The 23,600-nt window shown below is 64.8% G+C and carries 23 protein-coding genes; 13 read left to right on the plus strand and 10 right to left on the minus strand.

Annotation, left to right across the window (positions count from 1 at the left end):
• Window position 1: 1 nt before the first annotated feature.
• From EJ069_RS24210 to EJ069_RS24225, 4 genes are all read left to right on the plus strand, one after another.
• The gene (locus tag EJ069_RS24210) at window positions 2–376 is read left to right on the plus strand and encodes a GtrA family protein (RefSeq protein WP_126063452.1); all 375 of its coding nucleotides are present in this window, start codon (window positions 2–4) and stop codon (window positions 374–376) included.
• 80 nt (window positions 377–456) lie between these two features.
• Window positions 457–1,398 (plus strand): glutathione synthase, encoded by a 942-nt coding sequence (gene gshB, locus EJ069_RS24215; protein WP_126063453.1) that lies wholly within the window; start codon window positions 457–459, stop codon window positions 1,396–1,398.
• A 190-nt stretch (window positions 1,399–1,588) separates the two neighbouring features.
• Complete coding sequence (locus tag EJ069_RS24220; protein ID WP_126063454.1) at window positions 1,589–2,569, plus strand: glycosyltransferase family 8 protein; 981 nt, start codon at window positions 1,589–1,591, stop codon at window positions 2,567–2,569.
• Between the two features lie 97 nt (window positions 2,570–2,666).
• Entirely contained in the window at window positions 2,667–4,196 is a 1,530-nt protein-coding gene (locus EJ069_RS24225) for a YifB family Mg chelatase-like AAA ATPase (RefSeq protein WP_126063455.1), read from the plus strand.
• 52 nt (window positions 4,197–4,248) lie between these two features.
• On the opposite strand, the gene EJ069_RS24230 is transcribed toward EJ069_RS24225, so the two are convergent.
• Window positions 4,249–4,836 (minus strand): TetR/AcrR family transcriptional regulator, encoded by a 588-nt coding sequence (locus tag EJ069_RS24230; protein ID WP_126064865.1) that lies wholly within the window; start codon window positions 4,834–4,836, stop codon window positions 4,249–4,251.
• 30 nt (window positions 4,837–4,866) lie between these two features.
• Complete coding sequence (locus tag EJ069_RS24235; RefSeq protein WP_126063456.1) at window positions 4,867–5,457, minus strand: DUF308 domain-containing protein; 591 nt, start codon at window positions 5,455–5,457, stop codon at window positions 4,867–4,869.
• 166 nt (window positions 5,458–5,623) lie between these two features.
• Between EJ069_RS24235 and EJ069_RS24240 the strand changes: the two genes are divergently transcribed.
• A complete protein-coding gene (locus EJ069_RS24240; protein ID WP_126063457.1) occupies window positions 5,624–6,139 on the plus strand; it encodes a GNAT family N-acetyltransferase in 516 nt (171 codons plus the stop codon).
• 40 nt (window positions 6,140–6,179) lie between these two features.
• On the opposite strand, the gene EJ069_RS24245 is transcribed toward EJ069_RS24240, so the two are convergent.
• The 3 genes from EJ069_RS24245 to EJ069_RS24260 all read right to left on the minus strand — a co-directional run bounded on the left by EJ069_RS24245 (window position 6,180) and on the right by EJ069_RS24260 (window position 11,568).
• Window positions 6,180–8,360, minus strand: coding sequence for a malate synthase G (locus tag EJ069_RS24245; RefSeq protein WP_126063458.1), 2,181 nt, complete (start codon window positions 8,358–8,360; stop codon window positions 6,180–6,182).
• A gap of 250 nt (window positions 8,361–8,610) precedes the next feature.
• The gene (locus tag EJ069_RS24250) at window positions 8,611–10,632 is read right to left on the minus strand and encodes a hydantoinase/oxoprolinase family protein (protein WP_126063459.1); all 2,022 of its coding nucleotides are present in this window, start codon (window positions 10,630–10,632) and stop codon (window positions 8,611–8,613) included.
• A gap of 309 nt (window positions 10,633–10,941) precedes the next feature.
• Window positions 10,942–11,568 carry a CDGSH iron-sulfur domain-containing protein gene (locus EJ069_RS24260; RefSeq protein ID WP_126063460.1) on the minus strand — a complete coding sequence of 209 codons (627 nt, stop codon included), beginning with the start codon at window positions 11,566–11,568 and terminating at the stop codon, window positions 10,942–10,944.
• Window positions 11,569–11,881: 313 nt separating this feature from the next.
• Here EJ069_RS24260 and EJ069_RS24265 point away from each other — a divergent pair, with 313 nt between their 5' ends.
• Both EJ069_RS24265 and EJ069_RS24270 read left to right on the plus strand, forming a co-directional pair.
• On the plus strand, window positions 11,882–12,808 hold the full coding sequence (locus EJ069_RS24265; protein WP_126063461.1) for an ABC transporter ATP-binding protein: 927 nt from the start codon (window positions 11,882–11,884) through the stop codon (window positions 12,806–12,808).
• Window positions 12,805–13,566 (plus strand): ABC transporter permease, encoded by a 762-nt coding sequence (locus EJ069_RS24270; RefSeq protein ID WP_126063462.1) that lies wholly within the window; start codon window positions 12,805–12,807, stop codon window positions 13,564–13,566. The genes EJ069_RS24265 and EJ069_RS24270 overlap by 4 nt, the downstream gene beginning before the upstream one ends.
• A 286-nt stretch (window positions 13,567–13,852) precedes the next feature.
• Here the strand turns inward: EJ069_RS24270 and EJ069_RS24275 are convergent, their stop codons facing one another.
• On the minus strand, window positions 13,853–14,890 hold the full coding sequence (locus EJ069_RS24275; protein WP_126063463.1) for a phosphatidylglycerol lysyltransferase domain-containing protein: 1,038 nt from the start codon (window positions 14,888–14,890) through the stop codon (window positions 13,853–13,855).
• Window positions 14,891–15,123: 233 nt separating this feature from the next.
• Here EJ069_RS24275 and EJ069_RS24280 point away from each other — a divergent pair, with 233 nt between their 5' ends.
• Window positions 15,124–15,609, plus strand: a complete 486-nt coding sequence (locus EJ069_RS24280) for a MarR family transcriptional regulator (protein WP_126063464.1) — start codon at window positions 15,124–15,126, stop codon at window positions 15,607–15,609.
• Window positions 15,606–16,286 carry a GNAT family N-acetyltransferase gene (locus EJ069_RS24285; protein ID WP_126063465.1) on the plus strand — a complete coding sequence of 227 codons (681 nt, stop codon included), beginning with the start codon at window positions 15,606–15,608 and terminating at the stop codon, window positions 16,284–16,286. The genes EJ069_RS24280 and EJ069_RS24285 overlap by 4 nt, the downstream gene beginning before the upstream one ends.
• A 12-nt stretch (window positions 16,287–16,298) precedes the next feature.
• On the opposite strand, the gene EJ069_RS24290 is transcribed toward EJ069_RS24285, so the two are convergent.
• Window positions 16,299–16,523: a hypothetical protein gene (locus EJ069_RS24290; RefSeq protein WP_042637313.1), complete on the minus strand. Its 225-nt coding sequence runs from the start codon at window positions 16,521–16,523 to the stop codon at window positions 16,299–16,301.
• A gap of 190 nt (window positions 16,524–16,713) precedes the next feature.
• Entirely contained in the window at window positions 16,714–18,711 is a 1,998-nt protein-coding gene (locus tag EJ069_RS24295; protein WP_126063466.1) for a PhoX family phosphatase, read from the minus strand.
• Window positions 18,712–18,961: 250 nt separating this feature from the next.
• Here EJ069_RS24295 and EJ069_RS24300 point away from each other — a divergent pair, with 250 nt between their 5' ends.
• From EJ069_RS24300 to EJ069_RS24310, 3 genes are all read left to right on the plus strand, one after another.
• Window positions 18,962–19,300 (plus strand): hypothetical protein, encoded by a 339-nt coding sequence (locus EJ069_RS24300; protein WP_126063467.1) that lies wholly within the window; start codon window positions 18,962–18,964, stop codon window positions 19,298–19,300.
• Between the two features lie 14 nt (window positions 19,301–19,314).
• Window positions 19,315–20,025, plus strand: coding sequence for a phosphatase PAP2 family protein (locus EJ069_RS24305; RefSeq protein WP_126063468.1), 711 nt, complete (start codon window positions 19,315–19,317; stop codon window positions 20,023–20,025).
• A 78-nt stretch (window positions 20,026–20,103) separates the two neighbouring features.
• Complete coding sequence (locus EJ069_RS24310; RefSeq protein ID WP_126063469.1) at window positions 20,104–20,373, plus strand: helix-turn-helix transcriptional regulator; 270 nt, start codon at window positions 20,104–20,106, stop codon at window positions 20,371–20,373.
• A gap of 22 nt (window positions 20,374–20,395) precedes the next feature.
• On the opposite strand, the gene EJ069_RS24315 is transcribed toward EJ069_RS24310, so the two are convergent.
• The gene (locus EJ069_RS24315; protein ID WP_126063470.1) at window positions 20,396–21,322 is read right to left on the minus strand and encodes a DMT family transporter; all 927 of its coding nucleotides are present in this window, start codon (window positions 21,320–21,322) and stop codon (window positions 20,396–20,398) included.
• 338 nt (window positions 21,323–21,660) lie between these two features.
• Complete coding sequence (locus tag EJ069_RS24325; protein WP_126063472.1) at window positions 21,661–22,524, minus strand: ATP/GTP-binding protein; 864 nt, start codon at window positions 22,522–22,524, stop codon at window positions 21,661–21,663.
• A gap of 111 nt (window positions 22,525–22,635) precedes the next feature.
• Between EJ069_RS24325 and EJ069_RS24330 the strand changes: the two genes are divergently transcribed.
• Window positions 22,636–23,442, plus strand: coding sequence for a helix-turn-helix transcriptional regulator (locus tag EJ069_RS24330; protein WP_126063473.1), 807 nt, complete (start codon window positions 22,636–22,638; stop codon window positions 23,440–23,442).
• The last annotated feature ends 158 nt before the right edge of the window (window positions 23,443–23,600 follow it).

The raw sequence follows: 23,600 nt of genomic DNA on the forward strand, positions 1-23,600 counted from the left end.
AGTGGGCCGCCTCATCCGCTTCGGTCTTGCCGGCGGCATCGGTTTTGCCGCCGACGCGGCGGCGCTCTGGCTGTTGCTTGCCACGACGCCGCTCGGGCCGCTTTCGGCGCGCGTGCTGTCGATCGGCTTCGCGCTCTGCGTCACCTGGCAAATCAACCGCCATATGACCTTCGCGCCGTCGAGCCGGAGCATGGCTGAGGAAGGCGCCCGCTATGGCGGCGTCGGCATCGCCACCAGCATCGTCAATTACCTGGTCTACTGCGCCGTCCTGCTCGCGCTGCCGGCCCTGCCGCCGCTCGCAGCGCTCGCCATCGCCTCGATCGTCGCCATGACGCTGTCCTTCCTGGGCTATTCCAGGCTGGTCTTCGACCGGTAAGCGTCTGCACCAAGCGAGCACGATTGGCAGGAGCCGCCGATTTCCCTATATCGACGGCTGAGTTTCCCCGGAGAGGAAAAATGCCGCTCAAGATCGCCGTCCAGATGGACCATGTCTCCACCGTGTCGATCGCCGGCGACACCAGCTTCGCGCTGTCGCTGGAGGCGCAGCGGCGCGGCCACAAGCTCTTCCATTACACGCCCGACCGGCTGTCGATGCAGGACGGCAAGGTGTTCGCTCGCATTGAGGAGATGCAGGTGCGCGACGAGAAGGGCAACCATTATTCGCTGGGCGAGAAGGTGCGCACCGATCTCTCCGAGATGGACGTGGTGTTGCTGAGGCAGGATCCACCCTTCGACATGAACTACATCACCACCACGCATATATTGGAGCGCATCCACCCGAAGACGCTGGTGGTCAACGACCCGGCTTGGGTGCGCAACAGCCCGGAAAAGATCTTCGTCACCGAATTCCCGGACCTGATGCCGGAAACGCTAATCACCAAGGATCCTCAGGAAGTCGCCGCCTTCCGCAAGGAATTCGGCGACATCATTGTCAAGCCGCTCTACGGCAATGGCGGCGCCGGCATCTTCCACCTGCACGAGGCCGACCGCAACCTCGCCTCGCTGCTCGAGATGTTCGGCCAGCTGTTCCGCGAACCTTATATCGTGCAGCGCTACCTCAAGGACGTGCGCAAGGGCGACAAGCGCATCATCCTGATCGACGGCGAGCCGGTCGGCGCCATCAACCGCGTGCCGGCCGAGCACGATTCCCGCTCCAACATGCATGTCGGGGGCCGCGCCGAGAAGACGGAGCTGACGGAGCGCGAGCGCGAGATCTGCGCCCGCATCGGGCCTTCCCTGAAAGAACGCGGCTTCATCCTGGTCGGCATCGACGTGATCGGCGACTACATGACCGAGATCAACGTCACCTCGCCGACCGGCATCCGCGAGGTCAAGCGCTTTGGCGGGGCGGATATCGCCGCCCTGTTCTGGGATTGTGTGGAGGGGAAGCGGGGGTAATTCTCTTCACGATGCAGGGCGTTCCATCGGGCCCGTCGTGTCGCCGAACAAGGTAACGGGGCTTCCGCCTGCAGTGGACGACGAGCTATTTTGGGGGGCAAGATGCCAATGTGCTGCCTATGACCGGAGATGCTACCGCGCTATACCCACAGCTGGGCCTTGCTCCCCGCTTTCCAAGGCTCGCAATTTCATGGTAATTGTTACCGCAAGCGACAATAACTTTGTGCCCGGGCTTTTTCTATTCATCTTTTCTGCCTGGCTTCATAATCGCGAGGCGAAGTTCGTCGTCATCGACGCAGGAATAGAGCCTGCGAGCGTGATGGAGCTTCGCCGTTTTTGCGACCGAAACGGAATTGACTGTCAGTTGGTCCAAGCGGACGGCAAGCGGATTTCCGATCTGCCGACAAGAGGCAAGCTGCTGACGACGGCCGCATATGCCCGAATACTCATTCCCGAGATATTGCCTGATTGCGACAAGGCCATCTATTTGGACGCGGATACGCTGGTGGTGTCCGATCTTGGTGCCCTCTGGTTGGCGGACCTGGGCGACAATTTGGTCGCCGGCGTGGTTGACGGTTTCGTCGAGCAGGAGGAACTCGACGACATCCAAATGTCCCGGAATGAATATATCAATTCCGGCGTTCTGGTGATGAATCTCGTCGCCTGGCGCAGGGAAGGCATTGCGGACAGGGTCTTTGCAACGGTTCGTGAAACCGCCAAGTCGCGATACCTCGACCAGACGGCCTTGAACACGGTGGTGCGCGGACGAGTTCTCTTCCTAGGCAGGGAATGGAATTTCTTTTCAGAGCGCCATGTGGAAATCGAACGGCGACTTCCAAAGGTGATCCACTATGCAGGGTCGGCCAAACCCTGGCGCTACAGGCGCGTGCCTTTTGCCGATGTTTTCAATTTCTACAGAACCCTGTCGGGTTTGGACATCCCGGAGGGGGTGCTGCTTTTGAAATCCGCTCGTAGGCGCAAGATGATCCTTGGCCTTATCGGGCTGCGCAGAAAATACTGGTCCTCCGCCCTGGCGACTTACTACTACCGCCGTCGATTTACCAAGCCACATCTGCGAAGCCTGGGTAAGATGTTCTCGAAGGTTCCGTTGCCGCCGCAGCATTCGACTGCCGTGCGGGAACGAGACGCGCAGTTGCCGACGTTCTCGTAATGTTCTTGCCCAAAGCGAAAATCTGTGGTTGTCTAGCCTGATTTCACTCGCGGCCTGATCGCAAGGTCATGCGAGCTGGTATCCGGGGGCTTAAAAAATGGTGGCGCGGGTTCGCACGGTGGCTTTCCAGGGTATCGAGGCCTTGCCCGTCGATGTCCAGGTGATGGTCGGGCCGGGCAAGGTCGGCATGCAGATCGTCGGCCTGCCGGACAAGGCGGTGGCCGAGAGCCGCGAGCGCGTGCAGGCGGCGCTGCATGCATCCGGCCTGTCGATGCCGTCGAAGAAGGTGACGGTGAACCTCGCGCCGGCGGACCTGCCCAAGGAAGGCAGTCATTACGACCTGCCGATCGCGCTCGGCCTGATGGCGGCGCTGGGCGCTATCCCTGGCGAGATGCTCACCGGCTATGTGGTGCTGGGCGAATTGTCGCTCGACGGCACGATCGCCGGCGTGGCCGGCGCGCTGCCGGCGGCGATCGGCGCCAATGCCGAAGGCAAGGGCCTGATCTGCCCCTTCGCCTGCGGACCGGAGGCGGCCTGGGCCGGCAAGGATTTCGATATCCTGGCGCCGCGCAGCCTGATCGCCGTTGCCAACCATTTTCGCGGCACGCAGGTGCTGTCGCGACCCGAAGCCGGCATCCAGCTTGCGGCGCGCGACCTGCCGGACCTCGCCGACATCAAGGGCCAGGAGAGCGCCAAACGGGCGGTCGAAGTGGCTGCCGCCGGCGGGCACAACCTCTTGATGGTCGGGCCGCCCGGCTCAGGCAAGTCGATGCTGGCTCAAAGGCTGCCCTCGATCCTGCCGCCGCTGGCGCCGAAGGAACTGCTCGAAGTCTCGATGATCGCGTCGGTCGCCGGCGAGCTCGGCGAGGGCAAGCTGACCGACCGGCGGCCGTTCCGCGCGCCGCATCACTCCGCCTCGATGGCGGCGATGGTGGGCGGCGGGCTGCGCGCCCGCCCCGGCGAGGTGTCGCTCGCCCATCACGGCGTGCTGTTCCTCGACGAGCTGCCGGAGTTCACACCGCAGACGCTGGATGCGCTGCGCCAGCCGCTGGAGACCGGCGACTGCATGATCGCGCGTGCCAACCACCGCGTCACCTATCCGGCGCGCATCCAGCTGGTGGCGGCGATGAACCCGTGCCGCTGCGGCATGTCGGGCGAGCCCGGCTATCGCTGCCTGCGCGGCGACCGCTGCCGCACCGAATACCAGGCGCGCATTTCCGGCCCGCTGCTCGACCGCATCGACCTTCGGATCGAAGTGCCGGCGGTCTCAGCCAGCGACCTGATCCGGCCGGACAAGGCCGAGACAAGCGCTGCGGTGGCGCAGCGCGTGGCGCGTGCGCGGGCCATGCAGCGCGAGCGGCTGGAAAGGCTGGGCGCCGGCGCCACCACCAACGCACATTGCCCGCCTTCGGTCATCGAGGAGATCGCCAAGCCCGATGCCGCCGGACTGACGCTGCTCAAGGACGCCAGCGAAAAGCTCGGCTTCTCGGCGCGGGCCTATCACCGCGTGCTCAAGGTGGCGCGCACGCTGGCCGACCTCGACGCCAGCGAGACCGTCGGCCGCATCCATCTCGCCGAAGCGATTTCCTATCGCATGAGCGCCGAGCGGATGGCGCAGGCGGCGTAGTCAAGGAACTCGCAAGGAGGCCGAATCGGTTTCTTCGCTCCTGAGTTCCTCTTCAATCGGCCTCGGGGATCAGCTTCTGCAGCGTCGGCGCCAGGATCATGCCGAAGGTCAGGACATCGCCATAGGCACGGGCGGAAAGCATCGCCCCGTGCACGGTTGCCATGAAGGCCTCGGCCTCGACGCGAGGCGCGGCGGCGATCGTCAATGTGCCTTGCCCGGCGCCGCGCTCGATCACGCCGGTCAGCCAGCCTGACAGAAACTGAAAATACGCGCGGACTTCCACAGCAACCTCCGGCGGCAGGGCGGGAAGCTCGCTGGCGAGCAGCGCGCAGACGCAAAACGGCCTGCTCGCGTCCTCGATGCACTGGGCCCAGAAGCCGGCATAGGTTCGCAGCAGCTCGGGCGGCTCAGGCACGTTGCGCTCAAGCTCCGTCATGCCCGTCACGGCATCCTCGAGGTAGCGCCTGACCAGGGTTTGCACGAGGTCGACCTTGCTCGGAAAATGATGGTGGATGCTCGCCTTGCGGATACCGACCACCTCGGCGATATCGGCGTAGCTGAAGCCGTTATAGCCGCCGGCGACGATGAAGCGTCGCGCGGCGGCCAGGATGTCATCGGCGGTGCTCGAGGGCCTGTCCATAGGCATGCCTAACCTCCGGCGGCAGAAATCTCAACGCGCGGCCTGCGGCGACTTGCGAAGGATATCGCCGACCGACAGCCAGACGGCGGACACCAGGAAATAGAAGGCGCCGAAAGCGGCGTACGGCGCGACATTGGCGATGCCGATGGCCTCCGCGCCGCCAGCCATCTTGACGAAGAAGAGACCAGCCAGCGCCGACTGGGCGCCGCTCAGGATCATCGCCCACTGGGCGCCGTTGGTCTTCCAGCGACGAACCGCCGTCAGAAGCTGAAACGCGCCGGAGACCGCAGCCCAGACACCATAGACCGCGAGCACCGCGTTCATGCTGTGGCCAAGCGCGATGGCAACCGCAATCGCGGTGACGATGCTCACGGCGAAGTTGAGCAGCTGCGACCTGTTGCGGCCGAGGCCGCCACTGCGTTGCGCGTCGACATAATTCGCAAGCGCGTCCCAAAGGGGGTAGGCGACCAGCATGACGGCGGCCAGCGGCGGCACCATCTTCGCCACGGTGAAGGCCGCCAGGACCCAGGCCGCCGATACGGCAAACCGCAGATAATAATAGTTTTTCAGCCAGCCGTTTGAGGAGTTGGCGCGGCCTTGACCGCTCGTTTGTGCAGACATGATGTGAACTTTCCTTCGATTTGATTTGCCTACCTACTAGAAGGTAGATAGGTGGCTGTCAAGCGTTTGCGAGGTGGCCGCCTGGGCGTTCACAACTCTTTGAACGCGCAATCGCGTCCAGAAATTGTGCGTGGTATGGTGGAGCCGATCCGCGCGGGGGCGAGGGATGATTTCAGTTCTGCCGGCGCGCAGCGCCGAAGATTTCGAGACACTGGCGGGGCTCTGCCGCAAGCTCGCGCAATGGGATGTCGACGCTTCGGCGCCGCATGGCGTCTCGGCCGCGGATGTGAAGGCTCTGTTCCATCCCGAAACAAGCGGCCCGCAGCTGGCCGCGCAGTTCGGCGCGCCGGATGCGATGGCGTTCATCGCCAGATCCGGACGCCTGCCGGCGGGCTGCCTCGCCTTCGATCCGTTCGGCGAAAGCACGGTTGAACTTCACAAGTTCTTCGTCGACGCCGCTTTCCGGGGGCAAGGCATAGGCCGCGCGCTGATGGGCGCCGTCCTGACGGAGATCGACAAAGGCCCCGCCCGCACGGTGCTGATCCACACGACCTTCTACATGGAAAGCGCCATCGCCGTGTATGAGGCATTCGGCTTCGGGCCCTGCGCGCCGTTTCGCGACACACTGGCGCATGTCAGGCACACGGATGTGTTCCTGTCGCGGCCAAGCAAAGGCGCGTAAGGGCCGCAGCCGTCAACCAGCCGGCGGCAAGCCGGCAGACTCAGGCGGAGCCCTGCCTGTCGCGTGCCTTCAGCTCCAGCCGCCGCGCATGCAGCACCGGCTCGGTATAGCCATTGGGCTGGCTCGCGCCCTTGAACACCAGGTCGCACGCCGCCTGGAAGGCGATGGACTTGTCGAAATCCGGCGCCATCGGGCGGTAGAGCGGGTCGCCGCCATTCTGACGGTCGACGATCGCCGCCATGCGCTGCAGCGAATCCCTGACCTGGATTTCCGAGCAGACCTTGTGGCGCAGCCAGTTGGCGATGTGCTGCGAGGAGATGCGCAGCGTGGCGCGGTCCTCCATCAGGCCGACATCGTTGATGTCGGGTACCTTCGAGCAGCCGACGCCCTGGTCGATCCAGCGCACGACGTAGCCCAGAATGCCTTGCGCGTTGTTGTCGAGCTCGCGCTGGATCTCGTCCGGCGTCCAGTTGGGCCGCACCGCCACCGGCACGGACAGAATATCGTCGAGCTTGGCCTTCGACAGGCTCTTCAGCGCCGCCTGCACGGCATGCACATCGACCTTGTGATAGTGCGTGGCGTGCAGGGTCGCGGCCGTCGGCGAGGGCACCCAGGCGGTGTTGGCGCCGGCCTTGGGATGCGCGATCTTCTGTTCCAGCATTGCCGCCATCAAATCGGGCATAGCCCACATGCCCTTGCCGATCTGGGCATGGCCAGCGAGCCCGCATTCGAGCCCCGTGTCGACATTCCAGGCCTCATAGGCGGAAATCCAGGCGGCCTGCTTCATGTCGCCCTTGCGGATCATCGGGCCGGCTTCCATCGAGGTGTGGATCTCGTCGCCGGTGCGGTCGAGGAAGCCGGTGTTGATGAACACCACGCGCTCCTTGGCCGCGCGGATCGCTTCCTTGAGGTTGACGGTGGTGCGCCGCTCCTCGTCCATGATGCCCATCTTGATGGTGTTCTTCGCCATGCCGAGCAGCGCCTCGACGCGGTCGAAGATTTCCACCGCGAAGGCGACCTCCTCCGGCCCGTGCATCTTGGGCTTCACCACATACATCGAGCCGGCGCGGGAATTGGCGCGGCGGCCGTTCTCGCCGACATCATGCAGCGCGATCAGCGCGGTGATGGCGGCGTCCATGATGCCTTCCGGCACCTCGTTTCCATCGCGGTCGGTGATCGCCGGATTGGTCATCAGGTGGCCGACATTGCGCACCAGCATCAGCGAGCGTCCAGGCAAAAGCAGCTGGCCGCCATTGGGCGCCGTATAGCGGCGGTCGGGATTGAGCTTGCGGACAAAGCTCTTGCCGCCCTTGGTGATCTCTTCCGCGAGGTCGCCCTTCATGAGGCCGAGCCAGTTGCGGTAGACCACGACCTTGTCCTCGGCATCGACGGCCGCGACCGAATCCTCGCAATCCTGGATGGTCGTGAGAGCCGATTCCAGGACGACGTCGGCGATGCCGGCCGGATCGGTCTTGCCGATCTGGTTGGCGTGGTCGATCACGATCTCGATGTGCAGGCCGTTCTTGACCAGCAGCACGGCTTCGGGATTCTCGGCATCGCCGCGATAGCCGGCGAACTGTTTTGGATCGGCGAGCGTCGTGGCGCCGGCGCCCTCGCCCGCCTTCAGCGCGCCATTCGCCACCGACAGCCCGTTGACGCCGGCCCATTTGCCCGTAGTCAGCGGCACGGACTGGTCAAGGAAATCCTTCGCCCAAGTAATGACTTTCGCGCCACGCGCGGGATTGAAACCCTTGCCCTTCTCGGCGCCGCCGGTCTCGGGAATGGCGTCGGTGCCGTAGAGCGCGTCATAGAGCGAGCCCCAGCGCGCATTGGCCGCATTGAGCGCATAGCGCGCATTCATCACCGGCACGACGAGCTGCGGCCCGGCGACGACGGCGATCTCGGGGTCGACATGCTCCGTCGAAACGCTGAACGCCGGGCCTTCCGGCACCAAATAGCCGATCTCCTTCAGGAAGCCCTTGTAAGCCTCAATGTCGATCGGCGTGCCGTTTTCGCGGTACCAGCCGTCGAGCTTCTCCTGCATGGCGTCGCGCTTGGCGAGCAGCGCCCGGTTCTTCGGCGCGAGATCGTGGACGATGGCGGAAAAGCCCTCCCAGAATTTTTCCGGATCGATGCCGGTGCCGGGCGTAGCCTCCTCGGCCACGAAGTCATGGAGCTCCCGGGCAATCCGCAACCCGGCGATCTCGATGCGGTCGGTCATCAGCACGTCTCCAGATAGGTAGCTTGCCGGGGCCTTTGGCATGTTTGGGGTTGCGGGGTCAATTCGGCTTAGGGTGAAGGTGCGGTGCGGTTTCCCCTTCTCCCCTTGTGGGAGAAGGTGTCGCCGAAGGCGACGGATGAGGGGTGCTCCAGGGAAAACCGGCGTCTCACTCCGCTGGAACACCCCTCATCCGTCTCGGCGCTTCACGCCGATCCACCTTCTCCCACAAGGGGAGAAGGAAAAGGCGCACTCACACCGCAATCCGCGGCCTTCCCGAAGCCACGGCCACCACATGCGCCTCGATGAACATGCGCTGGCCTTCGATGGTCGAGACCTTGAACTCAGTGGCGACGTCGATCTCGGCGCTGTCGGTGCCGGCGTCCCTCGCGCGCTGGGCGGCAATCGCCCGCACATCGGCTTCAGCCGCCGCGATCGCCTTCGCCTCTTCGGTGAAGTCGCGCACCGTCTGGCCGGAGGCGAGGCGGAACAGGCCTTCCTTGGGCTGGCTGACCCGGGCTTCGGCCGAGACGCGCACCTGACCGACCACGGCGCCGAGCGCGTTGGCGACGTCGGTGTCCTCCGGCACGATGCAGCCATTGCCGACCAGCACGGCCAAGCCGGCGTAATGCAGCGGCGCCGAGGCGCCCAGCCCGATGACCGGACGATCGAGCGCGACGGTGAAACGGGCGATGCCGGGGTGGCCATCGACCGCGCGCTGAACCAGCGCATGCGCGACGGTTGCGGCGCCGTCCAGGCCATCCTCGGCGAACGCGGTTTCGAGGATGTATTCGGCCGACCAACGGGTGAGCGTCGTCAGCACGCGCTCGGCCAGGGCTTCGGGTGTCGCCGCGATCGCCTGGCCGCGGCCGTCGCGGCGGCGCGAAAACAGCTCGGCGCCTAGGCGGGCAGTGGCGGCGTCCCAGTTCGACTGCTTGCCCAGCACATGGGCGGCGTCGGACGGCGTGAAGCCGCAGATATGCACCAGCCCGCGCGCGACCAGACGGTTCAGCGTGGCGTTCTGCGCGTTCGACGAGAGCAGCCGGTCGAGCGCAAGCGGGGTGCCGCCGATCATCTCGTAAAGCTTCGCTTCCGGCGCGGTCAGCCCCGCGGCGAGCCTGTCCGGCACGCCGGTGCGGACGGCGAAGCGCCCGTCCATGCGGCCCGGATTGGGCGCGCGCAGCTGCCGTTCCAGCTCGGCGGTGACTGCCTCGCCATGCGCCATGCCGGCCAGCGCCAGCGGCACCAGGCGGCGCGGCCCGAGCAGGATTTTCGGATCGAGCACGCCGTCTTCCAGCGTGACCTCCGAGTCGCCGCCAAGGCCGAAGGTGCGCATGGCGACCGCTTCGACCATGGTGCGGAAGCCGCCGACGGTGGCGCCTTCCGGATCGAGGCGCGGGCGGCCGCCGTCGAGCACGGCGACGTCCGTGGTGGTGCCGCCGATATCCGAGACCATGGCGTCGTCCAGCCCGGTCATGTGGCGTGCGCCGACAAGAGAGGCAGCCGGGCCCGAGAGGATCGTCTCGATAGGCCGCTGGCGGGCAAAGGCGGCCGAGACCAGCGCGCCGTCGCCGCGCACCACCATCAGGGGTGCCGCGATGCCGCGCTTGGCCAGAAACCCTTCGGTCGCCGCGACCAGCCGGTCGATCATCGAGATCAGGCGGGCGTTGAGCAGCGTGGTGAGCGCGCGGCGCGGGCCGCCGAGCTTGGCCGACAATTCATGGCTGGCTGTCACCGGCAGGCCGGTCTTCTCGCGGATCAGGTCGCGGGCCGCCAGCTCATGCGCCGGATTGCGGGTGGCGAAATAGGCGCAGACGGCGAAGCCCGAAACCGAGCCGCCCAATTCCGGCAGCGCCGCCTCGAGGCCGGAAAGGTCGAGCTTGGCGGCATTGCCGTGCACGTCGTGTCCGCCGGGGCAGAACACCACCGGGTCCGTGCCCAGCGCCGTCTTCAACCCGTCGCGGGCAAGGTCGGCCTCGGAAAAGCCGATCATCACCAGCGCCACGCGCCCGCCCTGGCCCTCGACCAGCGCGTTGGTGGCGAGTGTCGTGGACATCGAGACGAGTTTTATCGCGGCCGGATCGGTGGCGGATTGCTGAAGCACCGCATCGACCGCGCCGGAAATGCCGACGGCGAGATCGTGACGCGTGGTCAGCGATTTGGCCTTGGCCAGAACCTTGCCCTTGGGTCCGCCCTCCTCCGACCACAGCACCGCATCGGTGTAGGTGCCGCCGGTGTCGATGCCGAGGAAGAGGGGGTGAGGCTTGGCAGTCATTTTTGCGGGCAGTCCGGGGTCGAGGGCTTGGTCGCGAAGCCCTTAGCCGATACGGGCTGCCGGATAAAGGTTGGAGGGATGGGCCAAGAAGTCAGGGCGCGTGGCGTATCTGCTGAGATGCCGGCGCGAGGCCCCCCTCTCTGGCCTGCCGGCCATCTCCCCCTTAAGGGGGGAGATTGGCAGTTCAGGCGCCTCGCTCCTTTCTACAACGCTGGCGATTGGCGAAAGCCGGCGTGACATCTGATCTCCCCCCTTGAGGGGGAGATGCCCGGCAGGGCAGAGAGGGGGGCCTCGCGCCAGCCTCCGTGATTACCCCTCAAACCCCACTCTTTTATGGCTCCCATCACAAAACGGTTTGTTCGCCGAATGCCCGCAGCGGCAGAGGAACACCTTGGTCGTGCGAGCGATCGTATGCCCCGTGCCGGTGACGAGCTCGGCATTGCCTTCGACCTTGAGCGGGCCGTTGCTGGTCGGGGTTACGGTCAGCGGGCCATTCCTCGCGTCCAGCACCTGCGCTTCCTTCAGCGGCGGCTCGCCGGTGGCGGTGAAGCCGGCCTTCATGTGGCTGTTGTCGCAGAACGGCTTGTTCTGCGAGGCGCCGCAGCGGCAGAGCGTGGCGCGCAAGAAGGTGTCGTCGCCAAGCACGATCTCGGCATGCACCGCCAGCGGGCCGTTCTCGCGGACGCGCACCGTATTGACCACCGGCGGCTTCTCCTGCGGCCCGCCATCCTTTCTGGTGTAGGTGATGGCGCCCGACGGGCAGTTCTGCGCCAGCGCCACCACCTGCTCGACATCAGCCGCTTCCGGGTGGATCCACTCACCCGGCGCGTTGGGCACGAAGACATGCGGGTTGCCGAGCACGCAATTGCGCGAATGGATGCAGCGCTTGCCGCTGAAGGAAACGTCGATCTTCTCGCCTTCGACCGTGCCTGCCATATGGGTGGGGTCTCCTGTTGGGATGGAGACCAGGCTTAGGGCGCGGGAGCGAAGGGCGTCAAGCTGGGAGGATGGGCAGCCCTGCAATAGCGACCGTTAAGAGATTGGCGAAAGGGGAGGTGCCGGCTGATCTCCCGCGCTCCCCCCTTGAGCGAGGGGCGCCCGCTGCTATGGCGCGCTGGCTGCCAGATTGTCGCGTCTCTAATCGCTTACCCACTGTCCAGAGCTGTCAGGAGCGGCATCAATTGCCGGTTTGCATAAAACGGCAACCGGCCTATATCAGGTCACAATTTCCAGCCGGCCGTTTTTCAGCATGTCATCCATCATCTCGATCTCCGGTGTCACGAAAACCTATGCCACCGGCTTCAAGGCATTGAAGGAAATCAATCTCGACATCGAGCGCGGCGAGATCTTCGCGCTGCTCGGGCCGAACGGCGCCGGCAAGACGACGCTGATCTCGATCGTCTGCGGCATCGTCAACCGCTCGTCGGGCAGCGTCACGGTCGACGGCCACGACATCAGCCGGGATTACCGCGCCGCGCGCAGCCTGATCGGGCTGGTGCCGCAGGAACTCACCATCGACGCCTTCGAGACGGTCTGGGCGACGGTGAACTACAGCCGCGGCCTGTTCGGCAAGCCACCAAACAAGGATTTCGTCGAGAAGGTGCTGCGCGACCTGTCGCTCTGGGAGAAGAAGGATTCCAAGGCGATCACGCTGTCGGGCGGCATGAAGCGCCGGCTGATGATCGCCAAGGCCCTGTCGCACGAGCCACGCGTGCTTTTCCTCGACGAACCGACGGCCGGCGTCGACGTCGAGCTGCGCCAGGACATGTGGGCGATGGTCAGGCGCCTGCGCGAGGACGGCGTCACCATCATCCTCACCACGCATTACATCGAGGAGGCCGAGGCGATGGCCGACCGCGTCGGCGTCATCAACAAGGGCGAGATCATCCTGGTCGAGGGCAAGGCCGAGCTGATGCGCAAGCTTGGCCGCAAGCAGATGCGGCTGGAGCTGCGCGCGCCGCTTGCGGCCTTGCCGGAGAGCCTGTCGCGCTATGCGCTGGAGCTGTCGGGCGACGGCAACCAGCTCACCTACACCTATGACAACCAGAGCGACCGCCCGGGCGTCGCCTCGCTGATCCGCGACCTCGAGACGGCCGGCGTCCAGTTCCGCGATCTCGACACCAAGAACAGCTCGCTCGAAGAGATCTTCGTCAATCTCCTGAGGCAAGAGCCATGAACCTGCGGGCAGTATGGGCGATCTACCGGGTGGAGATGGCGCGCGCCTTCCGCACCGTGCTGCAGAGCATTATCTCGCCGGTTATCTCGACATCGCTCTATTTCGTCGTCTTCGGCTCGGCCATCGGCTCGCGCATCAACGAGATCGACGGCATCGCCTACGGCGCCTTCATCGTGCCGGGCCTGATGATGCTGTCGCTGTTGACGCAGTCGATCTCGAATGCGTCCTTCGCCATCTATTTCCCGAAATTCGTCGGCTCGATCTATGAGCTTTTGTCGGCGCCGGTGTCTTACCTCGAGATCATCATCGCCTATGTCGGAGGCGCGGCGACAAAATCGATCATGCTCGGCCTGATCATCCTCGCCACCGCCGCGCTGTTCGTGCCGCTCAGGATCGAGCATCCGTTCTGGATGATCGCCTTCCTGATGCTGACGGCGGTGACCTTCAGCCTGTTCGGCTTCATCATCGGCATTTGGGCGAAAACCTTCGAGCAGCTGCAGCTGGTGCCGCTGCTCATCGTCACGCCGCTCACCTTCCTCGGCGGCAGCTTCTATTCCATCCACATGCTTCCCGGCATCTGGAAGACGATCACGCTGTTCAACCCGGTCGTCTATCTGATCAGCGGGTTCCGCTGGAGTTTTTACGGCAAGGCCGACGTTTCCGTCGGCGTCAGCCTCGGCATGACGCTGGTGTTTTTGGCCATCTGCATCGCCATCGTGGCGTGGATCTTCAAGACGGGATATCGGTTGAGGAACTGACCGAAGCTGTAGAGCACTTGAGCGGCCGCAACGCTTGGAAAATTAGCCGCGACGCCAGTCCGTCGTCATTCTATGGCGGAGCAAGGAGCGGAGCGACGCGCGCAGACCATAGAATCCATGCCGTTACATCTGAGCGTCGCTCACGGCGCAGAATTCTGCGCCGCCGCACTCTTCGTGCGAGGTAACGGCATGGATCCCAGGGTCTTCGCGACGCCGCTTCGCGGCTGCTTCGCCCTGGGATGACGAAGCTGCAAAGCGTCGGCCAACGGCAAAGGTGGTGATATCGCTAAATCGCCTTGGTCAGGCGCAGCAGCCCCAGCATTTCCACGAAGGTTCCTTTGCGGAAGGCGATATACGTCGGTTCCTCGACACCGTGGAAGCGGCGCTTGAAGGCCGCCTGGCCCTGCAGGTTGAAGCGCGAGCGGTTGACCCAGGGCGAGTTGTAGGCGCGCTGGAAGGCGTTGCGCCAGAAATCCGATTCGGCGAAGCCGCTGGGCTCGATGTCGAGCAGCGGCGAGAGGCCGAGCGTCACCTGCGAGATACCTTCCTCGCGGAAGCGGTCGACGGCGAATTTGGTCAGCCCGACCTCGGCATGCGGCGTCGCGTCGGTCTGCTTGCGCTTGAAGGCGGTGGTGTAGCCGATCACCTTGCCGTCGCGAAACAGCGGGTCGAAATCGAGGATGGCGAGAAGCCGGCCTTCGGGGCTGTGCAGAAGGAAGCGGCGCATGCCGGCACCGAGCTCCTCGGAGAAGCGGCGGTTGAGGAAGCCCATCTCCCAGCGCTTGATGATGCGCTTTCTGCGCCAGTCGGCGGAAAGCTGCTTGATCTCTTCCTGCAGCATGTCGCCCGTGCCCTCGGCGAGGACAAAACCCTTCTTCGCCAGCCAGCGCTCGGAATAGCGCACCGTCTCGTTGCGCTTGCCGGAAAAATCATGCGCCGGCAATAGCAGCCTGGTGTCGATGCCGAGCCGGTTGACCTGGTAGCCGAGACCGGCGAGCACCTTGGCCGTGTCGGCGCCGATCTGCACGAACCAGGGGCCGCCGGCCGCCTCCACAAAGCGCTTGATGTAGGCCGGGCGGTCCGCCGGGTCGGCCACCGGATCGCCCAGCGCGAAATGACGGCTCATCTTGGTGCCGAAGGCGATGTAGCCGTCGCCGTCGCCGAAATAGGACAGCTTCTGCTGCACGGCCGTGGAATAGGCGAGCGAGAAATCGCCGTGGCGGCGCACCAGCGCCAGGCGCTCCTCATCGCTCAATTCGCGCCGCGGAACCTTGGGTGCCACGGCGTCGAGAAGCCGATCGAAATAGATGCGCAGGGGCGCCATGAGCTCCGCGTGCCAAGAAGTGATGACCTGCCCCCTCAGGTCGCGAATCGCTGGCGACCGCTGCCGGCCAACGTCGCGTCAGCGATATAGGATGCAATTGACGGCGAATGAAGGGCAAAGGTCGCAAAGCTTCCGGCATCGGCCACCCGCCGCGGGAAACGCCCCTGCGAGCACCGGGTTGATCTTTCCATGCAATGTTATATATCATGTTATCGATATCTGGCGAGCGCGCTATGGAAGACATCCTCCGATCTCTCGGCTTTCTCTGCCTCGGCAGCCGGATGAAACGCATAGGCGAGCAGTTGCAGGCCGATACGCAGCGCGTGCTCGACCGCCTCGACATGCGCATCCAGTCGAGCCAGTACCCGCTGCTCGCCGCGCTCGACCGGCTGGGGCCGCTGCCGGTCGGTGAGCTGGCGCAATCACTGGGCGTCGCGCAGCCAGGCGTAACGCGAAGCGTAGCGCTGCTTGCCGAGTTGGGGTTGGTGGAGGTCAATCCTGCGGATGACGACCAGCGGCGCAGGATCGTTTCGCTGACCGGCAACGGCAGACGGCTGGTCGACCGGGCGAAACAGGACATCTGGCCGAGCATCGAAAATGCCGTCGCGGATCTGTGCGCCGATCTTTCCGGGCCGCTGCTCGGCCAGCTTGCCGCCATCGAGGACCGGCTGGCCGAGACACCGCTCCACCGTCGCGCCGAAAGGGTCGCTGCGCCATGAAGCATATGCTCGACCGTCCTGTCTGGAGCGCGCTCGGAACGCGACAAAGGACTTTCGCCGAGGGTGACGATCTCGCGCGCCGGTACCGGCCATCGATCATCCCGTTCGCCGCCACGGCGACGGACGATCCGGAAAACCTGCACGCGCTCGGAAGGCTCGTTCCCGCTGGCGAAACCGTCATCCTGGCTCAGGCCGAGAACATTGTCCTGCCGCCGGCGCTTGTCGCGACGATGACCGCCGGTGCCGTGCAGATGATTGCCGGGCAAGCCTTGCAGACGGTCGCCGATCCCCGGATCGAGCAATTGACGCGGCAGGACGCGGCCGAGATGCTCGCGCTCGCCTCGTTGACGAAGCCTGGCCCGTTCACGCTGGAAGCCTTGAGCCTCGGCGAATTCTGGGGCGTGAAGATCGACGGCAGGCTGGCCGCGATGGCCGGCGAGCGCATGAAGCAGCCCGGCTATTCGGAACTCAGCGGCGTGTGCTCGCATCCGGATTTCCGCGGCAGCGGCCTCGCCCGGCTGTTGTCGCTGTTTGTGGCCAACCGCATCATGGCGCGTGGCGAGGTTCCCTATCTGCATGCCTTCGCCAACAATACAGCGGCGATAAAGCTCTACGAGTCGATCGGCTTCCGGCTGCGCAGCGCGATGAACATCGCGGTGGTTCAGCGGGCGGGATAGCGGCTGTCTGGATCAGGCGGTTTTCGACTTCGGCCGACGGAAGCAAACCGTCTCCATCAGCATCTCTTCATCGACCATGCCGGCATTGTAGAGCGCGAGCACAGTCAGCGCGATCTCCCGCGCCTCGGCCGATTCGGGATGCGCCTCGCGACTTCGGCAGGCTTCATCGAAGACGCGTTGCAAGGTGGCGACCTGGGCGGGTTTCAGCAGGCCACGGTCATAAATGGACTTCGGCATGGCGATCTCCTGGCGAGGAGCTAGGGCGCCACCTATAAAAGATCAATCTTTCCTGTGGCTTGATCGACTTCAACCAAAATAGGGGCTCGGATCCTGCCGAGCCCCGCCATGTCGGGCGCCTAGAGCAATTCCAGGAAAAGTGTGAGCGGTTTTCCTGCCAGAATTGCACAAAAACAAAGAGATACTGTCCTCACACCGCGATCTTGCCGCCGCCCTGCTTCGTGATCGCAACGACGGACGGCCGCACCGGCATGTCCGGCTTGAAGTCCGGCCAGCGGGTCGACGGATCCTCGTAGTAGGACGGGCGGCCGAAGCCTTCCCAGTCCTCGCCGCCGTCGCCCGGATGCTGGACGGCGACGAAAGCCGTCTGGTCGTCCGGCGCGAAGAGCGGCCCGCACATTTCGGCGCCGATCGGCACGCGGAAGAACAGTTTTGAGGTCGCCCGCGCCGCGCCTTCCGTGTCGACCGCCCAGAGGCCGTCGGTGCGGCCGGTGGCTTTCGGGCCCTGGCCGTCGGTGGCGACCCACAGGCGCCCGGCGGAATCGACGGCGCAATTGTCCGGCATGCCGAACCAGCCATGCGCGGTGGTCGCGGTCGAGAAAGTGGCGCCGACATCGGCGACGGACGGGTCGCCGCATTTGAGCAGCACTTCCCACTTGCCCTTGCTGGCGGCGAAGTCGCCGCCCTCCTCGACGATCTCGATGATGTGGCCGAAGGCGTTGGCAGCACGCGGATTGGCGGCGTCGACCTGCTCGGCCTTGCGCTTGGAATTGTTGGTCAGCATGACATAGACCTTGCCGTTGCCGGCATTTGGCTGGATGTCCTCCGGCCGGTCCATCTTGGTGGCGCCGAGCAGGTCTGCGGCGCGCCGCGTCTCGATCAGCACGTCGGCCTGGGACGCGAAGCCGTTCTCCGCCGTCAGCGGGCCCTGCCTAAAGACGATCGGCATCCATTCGACCGAACCGTCCTCGGCGAACCTCGCCACGTAGAGCGTGCCGTCGTCGAGCAGGTTCATGTTGGCGGCGCGGTCATTGGGGTTGAACGTACCGGCGGTGACGAACTTGTAGACATAGTCGAAGCGCTCGTCGTCGCCGAGATAGAAGACGACGCGGCCGTCCCTGGCGACGATCGACTCCGCGCCCTCATGCTTGAAACGGCCCATGGCGGTGCGCTTCCTCGGCACCGAAGCCGGATCGTTGACGTCGACCTCGACGATCCAGCCGAAACGATTGGGCTCGTTCGGCTCCTTGGCAAGGTTGAAGCGGTCGTAATGGGCGCCCCATTCATAGGCGCCTTCGGGAATGCCGAGGCGCTTGTAATTGGCGGCTTCCTTGTGGCCTTCCGGCAATTCGCCCGAGAAATAGCCATGGATGTTCTCCTCGGCCATCACGTAGGTGCCCCAGGGCGTGACACCGCCGGCGCAATTGTTGAGCGTGCCGATGACCTTGGCGCCGGAGGGATCGGCATTGGTCTTGACGCGGTCGTGGCCGGCGACCGGGCCGGAGAGCGCCATCTCGGTGGTGGAGGTGATGCGCCGGTTGTGCTTGCCGTCGCGCACCACCTGCCATTTGCCGCCTTCCTTGCGTATCTCGACGATGGTGCCGCCATGCGCGGCCATCTCGACATCGACCTGCTCCTTCGTCAGCGGCGCGACCTCGGCGGCCTTCTTGCCGTCCTTCTCGACGATCGAAACGATGCCGGGGAACATCAGATGCGGATTGGTGTATTCGTGGTTGACGACCAGAAGCCCATGCTCGGCCGAGCCGTCGATCGGGATGTAGCCGACATAGTCGTTGTTGTAGCCGAACTGTTTTGCTTGAGCCTCGGCCGACTGCTTCAGCGGATCGAACTCCGGCGAATCGGCAAACAACGGATCGCCCCAGCGCAGCAGCACGTCGGCATCATAGCCCGGCGCGACATGGTGCTTGTCGTCGATGCCGGCTTCGAGCTCGTCGAACTTGAAAGCCGAGGCCTCGGCGGCACGCGCCTCGTCGGCGGCGACGAGCGCCAGCGGGCTGACGGTGGCGGCGATGGCCGAAACGGCCAGCGAGCCCATGAGGAAACCGCGGCGCGAGAAGCGCGCGGCGATGATCTCGCCCATGGTGCGGTTGTCGGTCGGGTTGACGGGCGGGCCGTCATTCTCCTCGAGCTGGCTGGTGCGGAAGCGGGTTTCAGGGGTCACGGTCATAGGCTGTTCCTCTGGCTTCTTGAGGTGGCTTGAGCTTGGACCTTTCGACCCCTAAAGCGCGCCGATCACAATTTCGTGACATCGCCGTGATCAAACCGCAAGATTGGTTTGCTTGCTGAGCAGCGGCTGGGCCAGCTGCAATCCCTGACGCGCACGTGGGATCGACCGCGCCCCGCTTGACGGTTTCGCCCGCTTCGGAAACAAGGGCTGCGGCCGGCATGGCGACGGCGCTTGAAAAAGGGGACGGCGGGTGAGTTTCTGGGGATTGGCGCAGCTCGGTATTTCGACCGTGATGTTCCTGCTGGCGGCGATGGCGGCCAAGCAATGGGGGCTGGCGCCGAGCCTGGCCAAGCTCCTTGTGACGCTGGCGCTCTATACCGCCGGCAACCTGATCATGCTGAGGCTGGTGCGCGAGTTCGGCATGTCGGTGGCGTTCAGCCTGTCGGCGGTGATCCAGCTTGTCGCGGTCAATGTCGTGGCCATCGCCTTTTTCGGCGAACGGCTCAATACTTTCCAGGCGACCGGCATGGTGCTGGCGATCGCCGCCGTCGCCCTGATCACGCTCGGGCCCTATATGCAGAAGCTCTAACCCTCGAGCCTCTCATGAAGCCATCCGTCGGTGCATTGCTTGCCAAGATCGAATTCCCCCTGCTGCTGGCCGGGTTGGTCATCGCCGGCGGGCTGTGGGGCTTTGAAGAATTGATGGAGGTGGCGCGCGCCACAGCGCCGCACGCCTTCGACACCGAGATCCTGCTTGCCTTCCGCCATGCCGGGCAGCCGGACAGCCCGATCGGTCCGCTTTGGCTGCAGGGCGCGATGCGCGACATCACCGCGCTCGGTAGCACCGTGGTGCTGGTGCTGATCACGACCGCGACGATCGTCTATCTCATGTTGATCCGCAGGCCTTCGACCGCGCTGTTCGTGTTCGCGGCGGTGGCGGGCGGGCAAGTGCTTTCCACCTTGCTCAAGCACGAAGTCGACCGGCCCCGGCCCGATCTCGTCTCGCACCTGGCCACCGAAACGTCGCTGTCCTTTCCAAGCGGCCACGCCATGCTGTCGGCGGTGACCTATCTGACGCTCGGCTCTTTAGCGGCGCGCTTCCTTCCGGATCGCCGGACGAAGATCTTCGTGCTTTGCCTTGCCGTGCTGATCACCGTGCTGGTCGGCACCAGCCGCGTCTATCTCGGCGTGCACTGGCCGTCAGACGTGCTTGCCGGCTGGTGCGCTGGCTTCGCCTGGGCCATGCTGTGCTGGCTCGCGGCACGCCTGCTGCAGCGGCGCAAAGTGGTGGCCGACAGCGACGTCGATGGTTGAAGCATTTAAAATGATGCTTGAGACATTGTAACCCTTAAAATATACATCTTTCATATCTTTCAGAACAGGTTCCGGCCGATGATCACTGCCGCACAGATGCGCGCCGCGCGGGCGCTGACCGGCATCGACCAGAAGACGCTCGCCGAGCGTGCCGGCGTCTCGCTGCCGACGATCCAGCGCATGGAAGCGAGCGAGGGCGTGGTCAGGGGCGTGGTCGACACGCTGATGAAGGTCATCCAGGCGCTCGACGCGGTCGGGGTGGAGCTGATCGGCGAGAACCAAGCCAGCGAGCGCGGCGGCAGGGGCGTGCGCCTCAAAGCCGCCGCGGCGCAGAACCCGCAAGGTTAAGCCGCCGGCTTGAAAGACCGCCTCACATCGCCGCTTCGATCGGCTCGGCAAGCTTCGGATTGGCGCGCGCGGCGATCAGGCAGCCGGCGACGATGAGGCATGCGCCGGCCAGCGTGGTCCAGGCCAGCTTCTCGCCGAAGAAGAACCAACCGAGCGCGATCGCCCAGATGAAGGCCGAGTATTCGGTCGGGATCAGAAATTGCGCTTCGGCACGGGCGTAGGACCAGCTCATCAGGAATTGCCCGGCGAGCGACAGCAGCGCCACCCCGGCCACGGGAAGCCAGAGATCGCCCGGCAGCCCAACCGCGAGCCAAGGTGCTGCGCAACCAAGGATGATCCCAACGAAGAGGTTTTGAAACAGCATGATCTCGACCGGCTTGGCCAATAGAGCCTGCTGCCGGGCAAGCACCAGATTGTAGCCGTAGAACACCGTCGATACGAGCACCGCCGCGGTGCCGAGCACGGCATCCTGTGAATAGCTTTCCCGCCCGAACTGCCCGGACAGGATGATCGCGACGCCGGCGATGCCGGCAAGCGATGCCCACACGGCCTGCCGCCGAATGCGCTCGCCCAGCAGCAATGCTGCAAGGAAAAGCGCGAACAGCGGCGCGACGAAGCTGAGCCCGATCGCCTCGGCGAGCGGCAGCCTGGCCAGGCCCCAGAAGAACGAGACCAGGACGATGCCGACAATCGCGGCGCGCAACGCATGCAGGCCCAGCACCGGAAGGCGCGGCTTCGAGCGCGGCCCCGCCGACCATGCCACACCCGCGACCAGGGTCGAGACCATGCTGCGCCACAGCAGCGTGTTGTAGACGCCGACCGCGATGACCAGTGATTTCATGGCCGCATCCATGCCGGACAAAAGAAAGATCGCCAGCGCGCAGACGAGCATCGGGATCGTCGGCGAAACGGCGCCGTTCAAGCTGGATGTCTTCACGGCTTCGCTCATGTGACGGATGCAAGCCGGATAGTCCGGAGCAAGCGGCAGAGCCAGATGGCACCGCCGCCGATATGGCCGGTCCAATCCCGATCGGCGAAAATTCGAAGGCTGTCGGGACAGCGTCCCCCTCTGTCCTGCCGGACATCTCCCCAACAAGGGGGGAGATCAGACGTCACTGCCGCTTTCGCCAATCGCCAGCGCTGCAGGACGAGCGAGGCGCCGAAGCCGCCAATCTCCCCCCATGTGGGGGAGATGTCCGGCAGGACAGAGGGGGGCGCGAAGGAACACGGCGCTTCTCAGTCGTCCGCTGTAACAGCCACTGAACTCCACGATCATTTCCGCCTGGCTCAATCCAGGGACAGCGCCGCGACCTCACCCTCCCCCATCAGCGGCACATAGATGGTTGCCTTGCCATCGGTGCCGATATCGGCGCTGCCCGGCTTGAACTTCATTACCGCTTCCGGCTTGCCGCCGGGCTTGTAGCTGTAAAGCGTGCCGGTCATGTAGGCCGTGGCGTAGATGGTGCCGCCAATGGCGATGACACCGTCGAGGTCGGCGAAGTTTTGAGCGCCGGGCAGCGGCGTGATCGTCTTCGTGACGAGGTCGACCGACAGCAGTCCGCCGGGCTCGGCGGTGCTGAAATCGGCCTTGTTGATGCCCTTGCCCCAGGACGCGACGATCAGCCTGTCGCCATCCGCGAATACGCCATTGGGCGAGGCGAGCAGCGGGTCCTTGACGAACGGCTCCGGCCTGTCGCCGTCGATGCGGTAGATGGTGTCGGCCAGCATGTCGCTGACATAGACCTTGCCGGCGCTGTCCTGCGTCATATCGTTGAGGAACACGGCGCCGGGCACATCGATGGTTTCGACCAGCCTGCCGCTGGCGACATCGACGACGCGCACCTTGGTGAGGTCGGCGGCGTAGAGCCTGCCTCCGGAAATCGCCATGCCCTTGGGCGCATCCATGCCGTCGACCCAATGGCGGGCGATGATCTTGCCGTCCATCGACAGAAGCGACAAATAGCCATTGCCGTCCGCCGCGCCGGGATCGCCGGCGATGTTGGAGACGACGATGCGGTTGCGGGCGGCGTCGGCAAGCACGGATTCCGGCTGCTCGAAGCCGGTGGCGCGCCAGAGCTCGCCGGCCTGCGCAGACGGAGCCGCCGCGATGCCGGCGACGGCGATGACGGTCGAAGCGATGAGGGTGTTCATGGTGCTCTCCTGTGGTGACGGGGAGAGCTAGATTTTTCGATACTTTTCGGAAAGACGGTTCGACGCTAGTATCGAGGTTCGATACGAAATCGCACGAATGAGGCGCATTCCATGAACGGCCCGATCTTCGAGGCGCTGAAACGGACGCTGAAGGCCAAGGGCCTGACCTATCGCACGCTGGCCGAGCGCATGGGCGTTTCCGAGCCGACGGTGAAGCGCATCTTCCATGAGCGGAACTGCAAGCTCGACCGGCTGATGGAGATCTGCGCCGCGGCTGACGTCGAGCTGGAGAACGTGCTCGGCGCGATGAATCGCGGGCCGGGTCCGGCCAACCGCGTTTCGCCGGAGATCGAGCGCAGGCTGGCGGCGCGGCCGGCGCTGCTCTTCGTCTTCATCATGCTGTCGGAGAAATTCACGCCCGAAGGCATCATGCGCTCGCAGGGCTTGAGCGAGGCCTCGATGTTCCTCTATCTGCGCGACCTCGAGGAGCTTGGGCTGGTGGCGCTGGGACGCGGCCTGTCGGCAAGGCTGCTCGTCGACACGCCGATCCAGTGGGATTTCGAGGGGCCGCTGAAGCCGCATTTCGAGATGACCAACAAGAATTTTGTCGGCTGGGCGCTCGGCCATATGGAGCACGGCGCGACCTTCATCAGCTTTTCCCGGCGGATGCGGCCGCAAACGGCCGAGATGCTGCGCCGTGAGGCCGACGAGCTCGCCGAACGCGCCCGGCTGCTTGCCCATCACGACCAGCACACCACGCCGGAGGACCAGCTCACCGGCTACAAATGGACCTTCGCCTTCGGCGCGACGCCGTTCCCCGCGATCATGCCGATCGGTCCGCACCCAAGGGATGCGGGTGCCCAGGCCGCCCCTCCTGCAAAGGGACGCCGCCCCTTGCCGGCTGACCAATCATCTTGAGCAGGATTGCATCTGGCGATCGAGCTTGTCGCGCGCCGCTCCATCGGCGCGGACTGCCGCCCTCTTCGCCATCGGCTTGCCGCCAGCGACGCCGACCGAGCCCGTAGGACGCCTCGGGATAGAATAGAAATCCGGCATCAACATTCATGATAGAATTC

Source organism: Mesorhizobium sp. M2A.F.Ca.ET.043.05.1.1 (genome assembly GCF_003952445.1).
Lineage (GTDB): Bacteria > Pseudomonadota > Alphaproteobacteria > Rhizobiales > Rhizobiaceae > Mesorhizobium.

What these genes read in the sequence shown, in the direction of transcription:
- EJ069_RS24285 (WP_126063465.1), top strand. Translation starts at nt 15,606, where the DNA reads ATGAAGCATATGCTCGACCGTCCTGTCTGGAGCGCGCTCGGAACGCGA.
- EJ069_RS24270 (WP_126063462.1), top strand. Translation starts at nt 12,805, where the DNA reads ATGAACCTGCGGGCAGTATGGGCGATCTACCGGGTGGAGATGGCGCGC.
- EJ069_RS24225 (WP_126063455.1), top strand. Translation starts at nt 2,667, where the DNA reads ATGGTGGCGCGGGTTCGCACGGTGGCTTTCCAGGGTATCGAGGCCTTG.
- EJ069_RS24290 (WP_042637313.1), bottom strand. Translation starts at nt 16,523, where the DNA reads ATGCCGAAGTCCATTTATGACCGTGGCCTGCTGAAACCCGCCCAGGTC.
- EJ069_RS24230 (WP_126064865.1), bottom strand. Translation starts at nt 4,836, where the DNA reads ATGGACAGGCCCTCGAGCACCGCCGATGACATCCTGGCCGCCGCGCGA.
- EJ069_RS24275 (WP_126063463.1), bottom strand. Translation starts at nt 14,890, where the DNA reads ATGGCGCCCCTGCGCATCTATTTCGATCGGCTTCTCGACGCCGTGGCA.
- EJ069_RS24325 (WP_126063472.1), bottom strand. Translation starts at nt 22,524, where the DNA reads ATGAACACCCTCATCGCTTCGACCGTCATCGCCGTCGCCGGCATCGCG.
- EJ069_RS24250 (WP_126063459.1), bottom strand. Translation starts at nt 10,632, where the DNA reads ATGACTGCCAAGCCTCACCCCCTCTTCCTCGGCATCGACACCGGCGGC.
- gshB (WP_126063453.1), top strand. Translation starts at nt 457, where the DNA reads ATGCCGCTCAAGATCGCCGTCCAGATGGACCATGTCTCCACCGTGTCG.
- EJ069_RS24265 (WP_126063461.1), top strand. Translation starts at nt 11,882, where the DNA reads ATGTCATCCATCATCTCGATCTCCGGTGTCACGAAAACCTATGCCACC.
- EJ069_RS24310 (WP_126063469.1), top strand. Translation starts at nt 20,104, where the DNA reads ATGATCACTGCCGCACAGATGCGCGCCGCGCGGGCGCTGACCGGCATC.
- EJ069_RS24240 (WP_126063457.1), top strand. Translation starts at nt 5,624, where the DNA reads ATGATTTCAGTTCTGCCGGCGCGCAGCGCCGAAGATTTCGAGACACTG.
- EJ069_RS24235 (WP_126063456.1), bottom strand. Translation starts at nt 5,457, where the DNA reads ATGTCTGCACAAACGAGCGGTCAAGGCCGCGCCAACTCCTCAAACGGC.
- EJ069_RS24280 (WP_126063464.1), top strand. Translation starts at nt 15,124, where the DNA reads ATGGAAGACATCCTCCGATCTCTCGGCTTTCTCTGCCTCGGCAGCCGG.
- EJ069_RS24295 (WP_126063466.1), bottom strand. Translation starts at nt 18,711, where the DNA reads ATGACCGTGACCCCTGAAACCCGCTTCCGCACCAGCCAGCTCGAGGAG.
- EJ069_RS24220 (WP_126063454.1), top strand. Translation starts at nt 1,589, where the DNA reads ATGGTAATTGTTACCGCAAGCGACAATAACTTTGTGCCCGGGCTTTTT.
- EJ069_RS24330 (WP_126063473.1), top strand. Translation starts at nt 22,636, where the DNA reads ATGAACGGCCCGATCTTCGAGGCGCTGAAACGGACGCTGAAGGCCAAG.
- EJ069_RS24245 (WP_126063458.1), bottom strand. Translation starts at nt 8,360, where the DNA reads ATGACCGACCGCATCGAGATCGCCGGGTTGCGGATTGCCCGGGAGCTC.
- EJ069_RS24305 (WP_126063468.1), top strand. Translation starts at nt 19,315, where the DNA reads ATGAAGCCATCCGTCGGTGCATTGCTTGCCAAGATCGAATTCCCCCTG.
- EJ069_RS24260 (WP_126063460.1), bottom strand. Translation starts at nt 11,568, where the DNA reads ATGGCAGGCACGGTCGAAGGCGAGAAGATCGACGTTTCCTTCAGCGGC.
- EJ069_RS24315 (WP_126063470.1), bottom strand. Translation starts at nt 21,322, where the DNA reads ATGAGCGAAGCCGTGAAGACATCCAGCTTGAACGGCGCCGTTTCGCCG.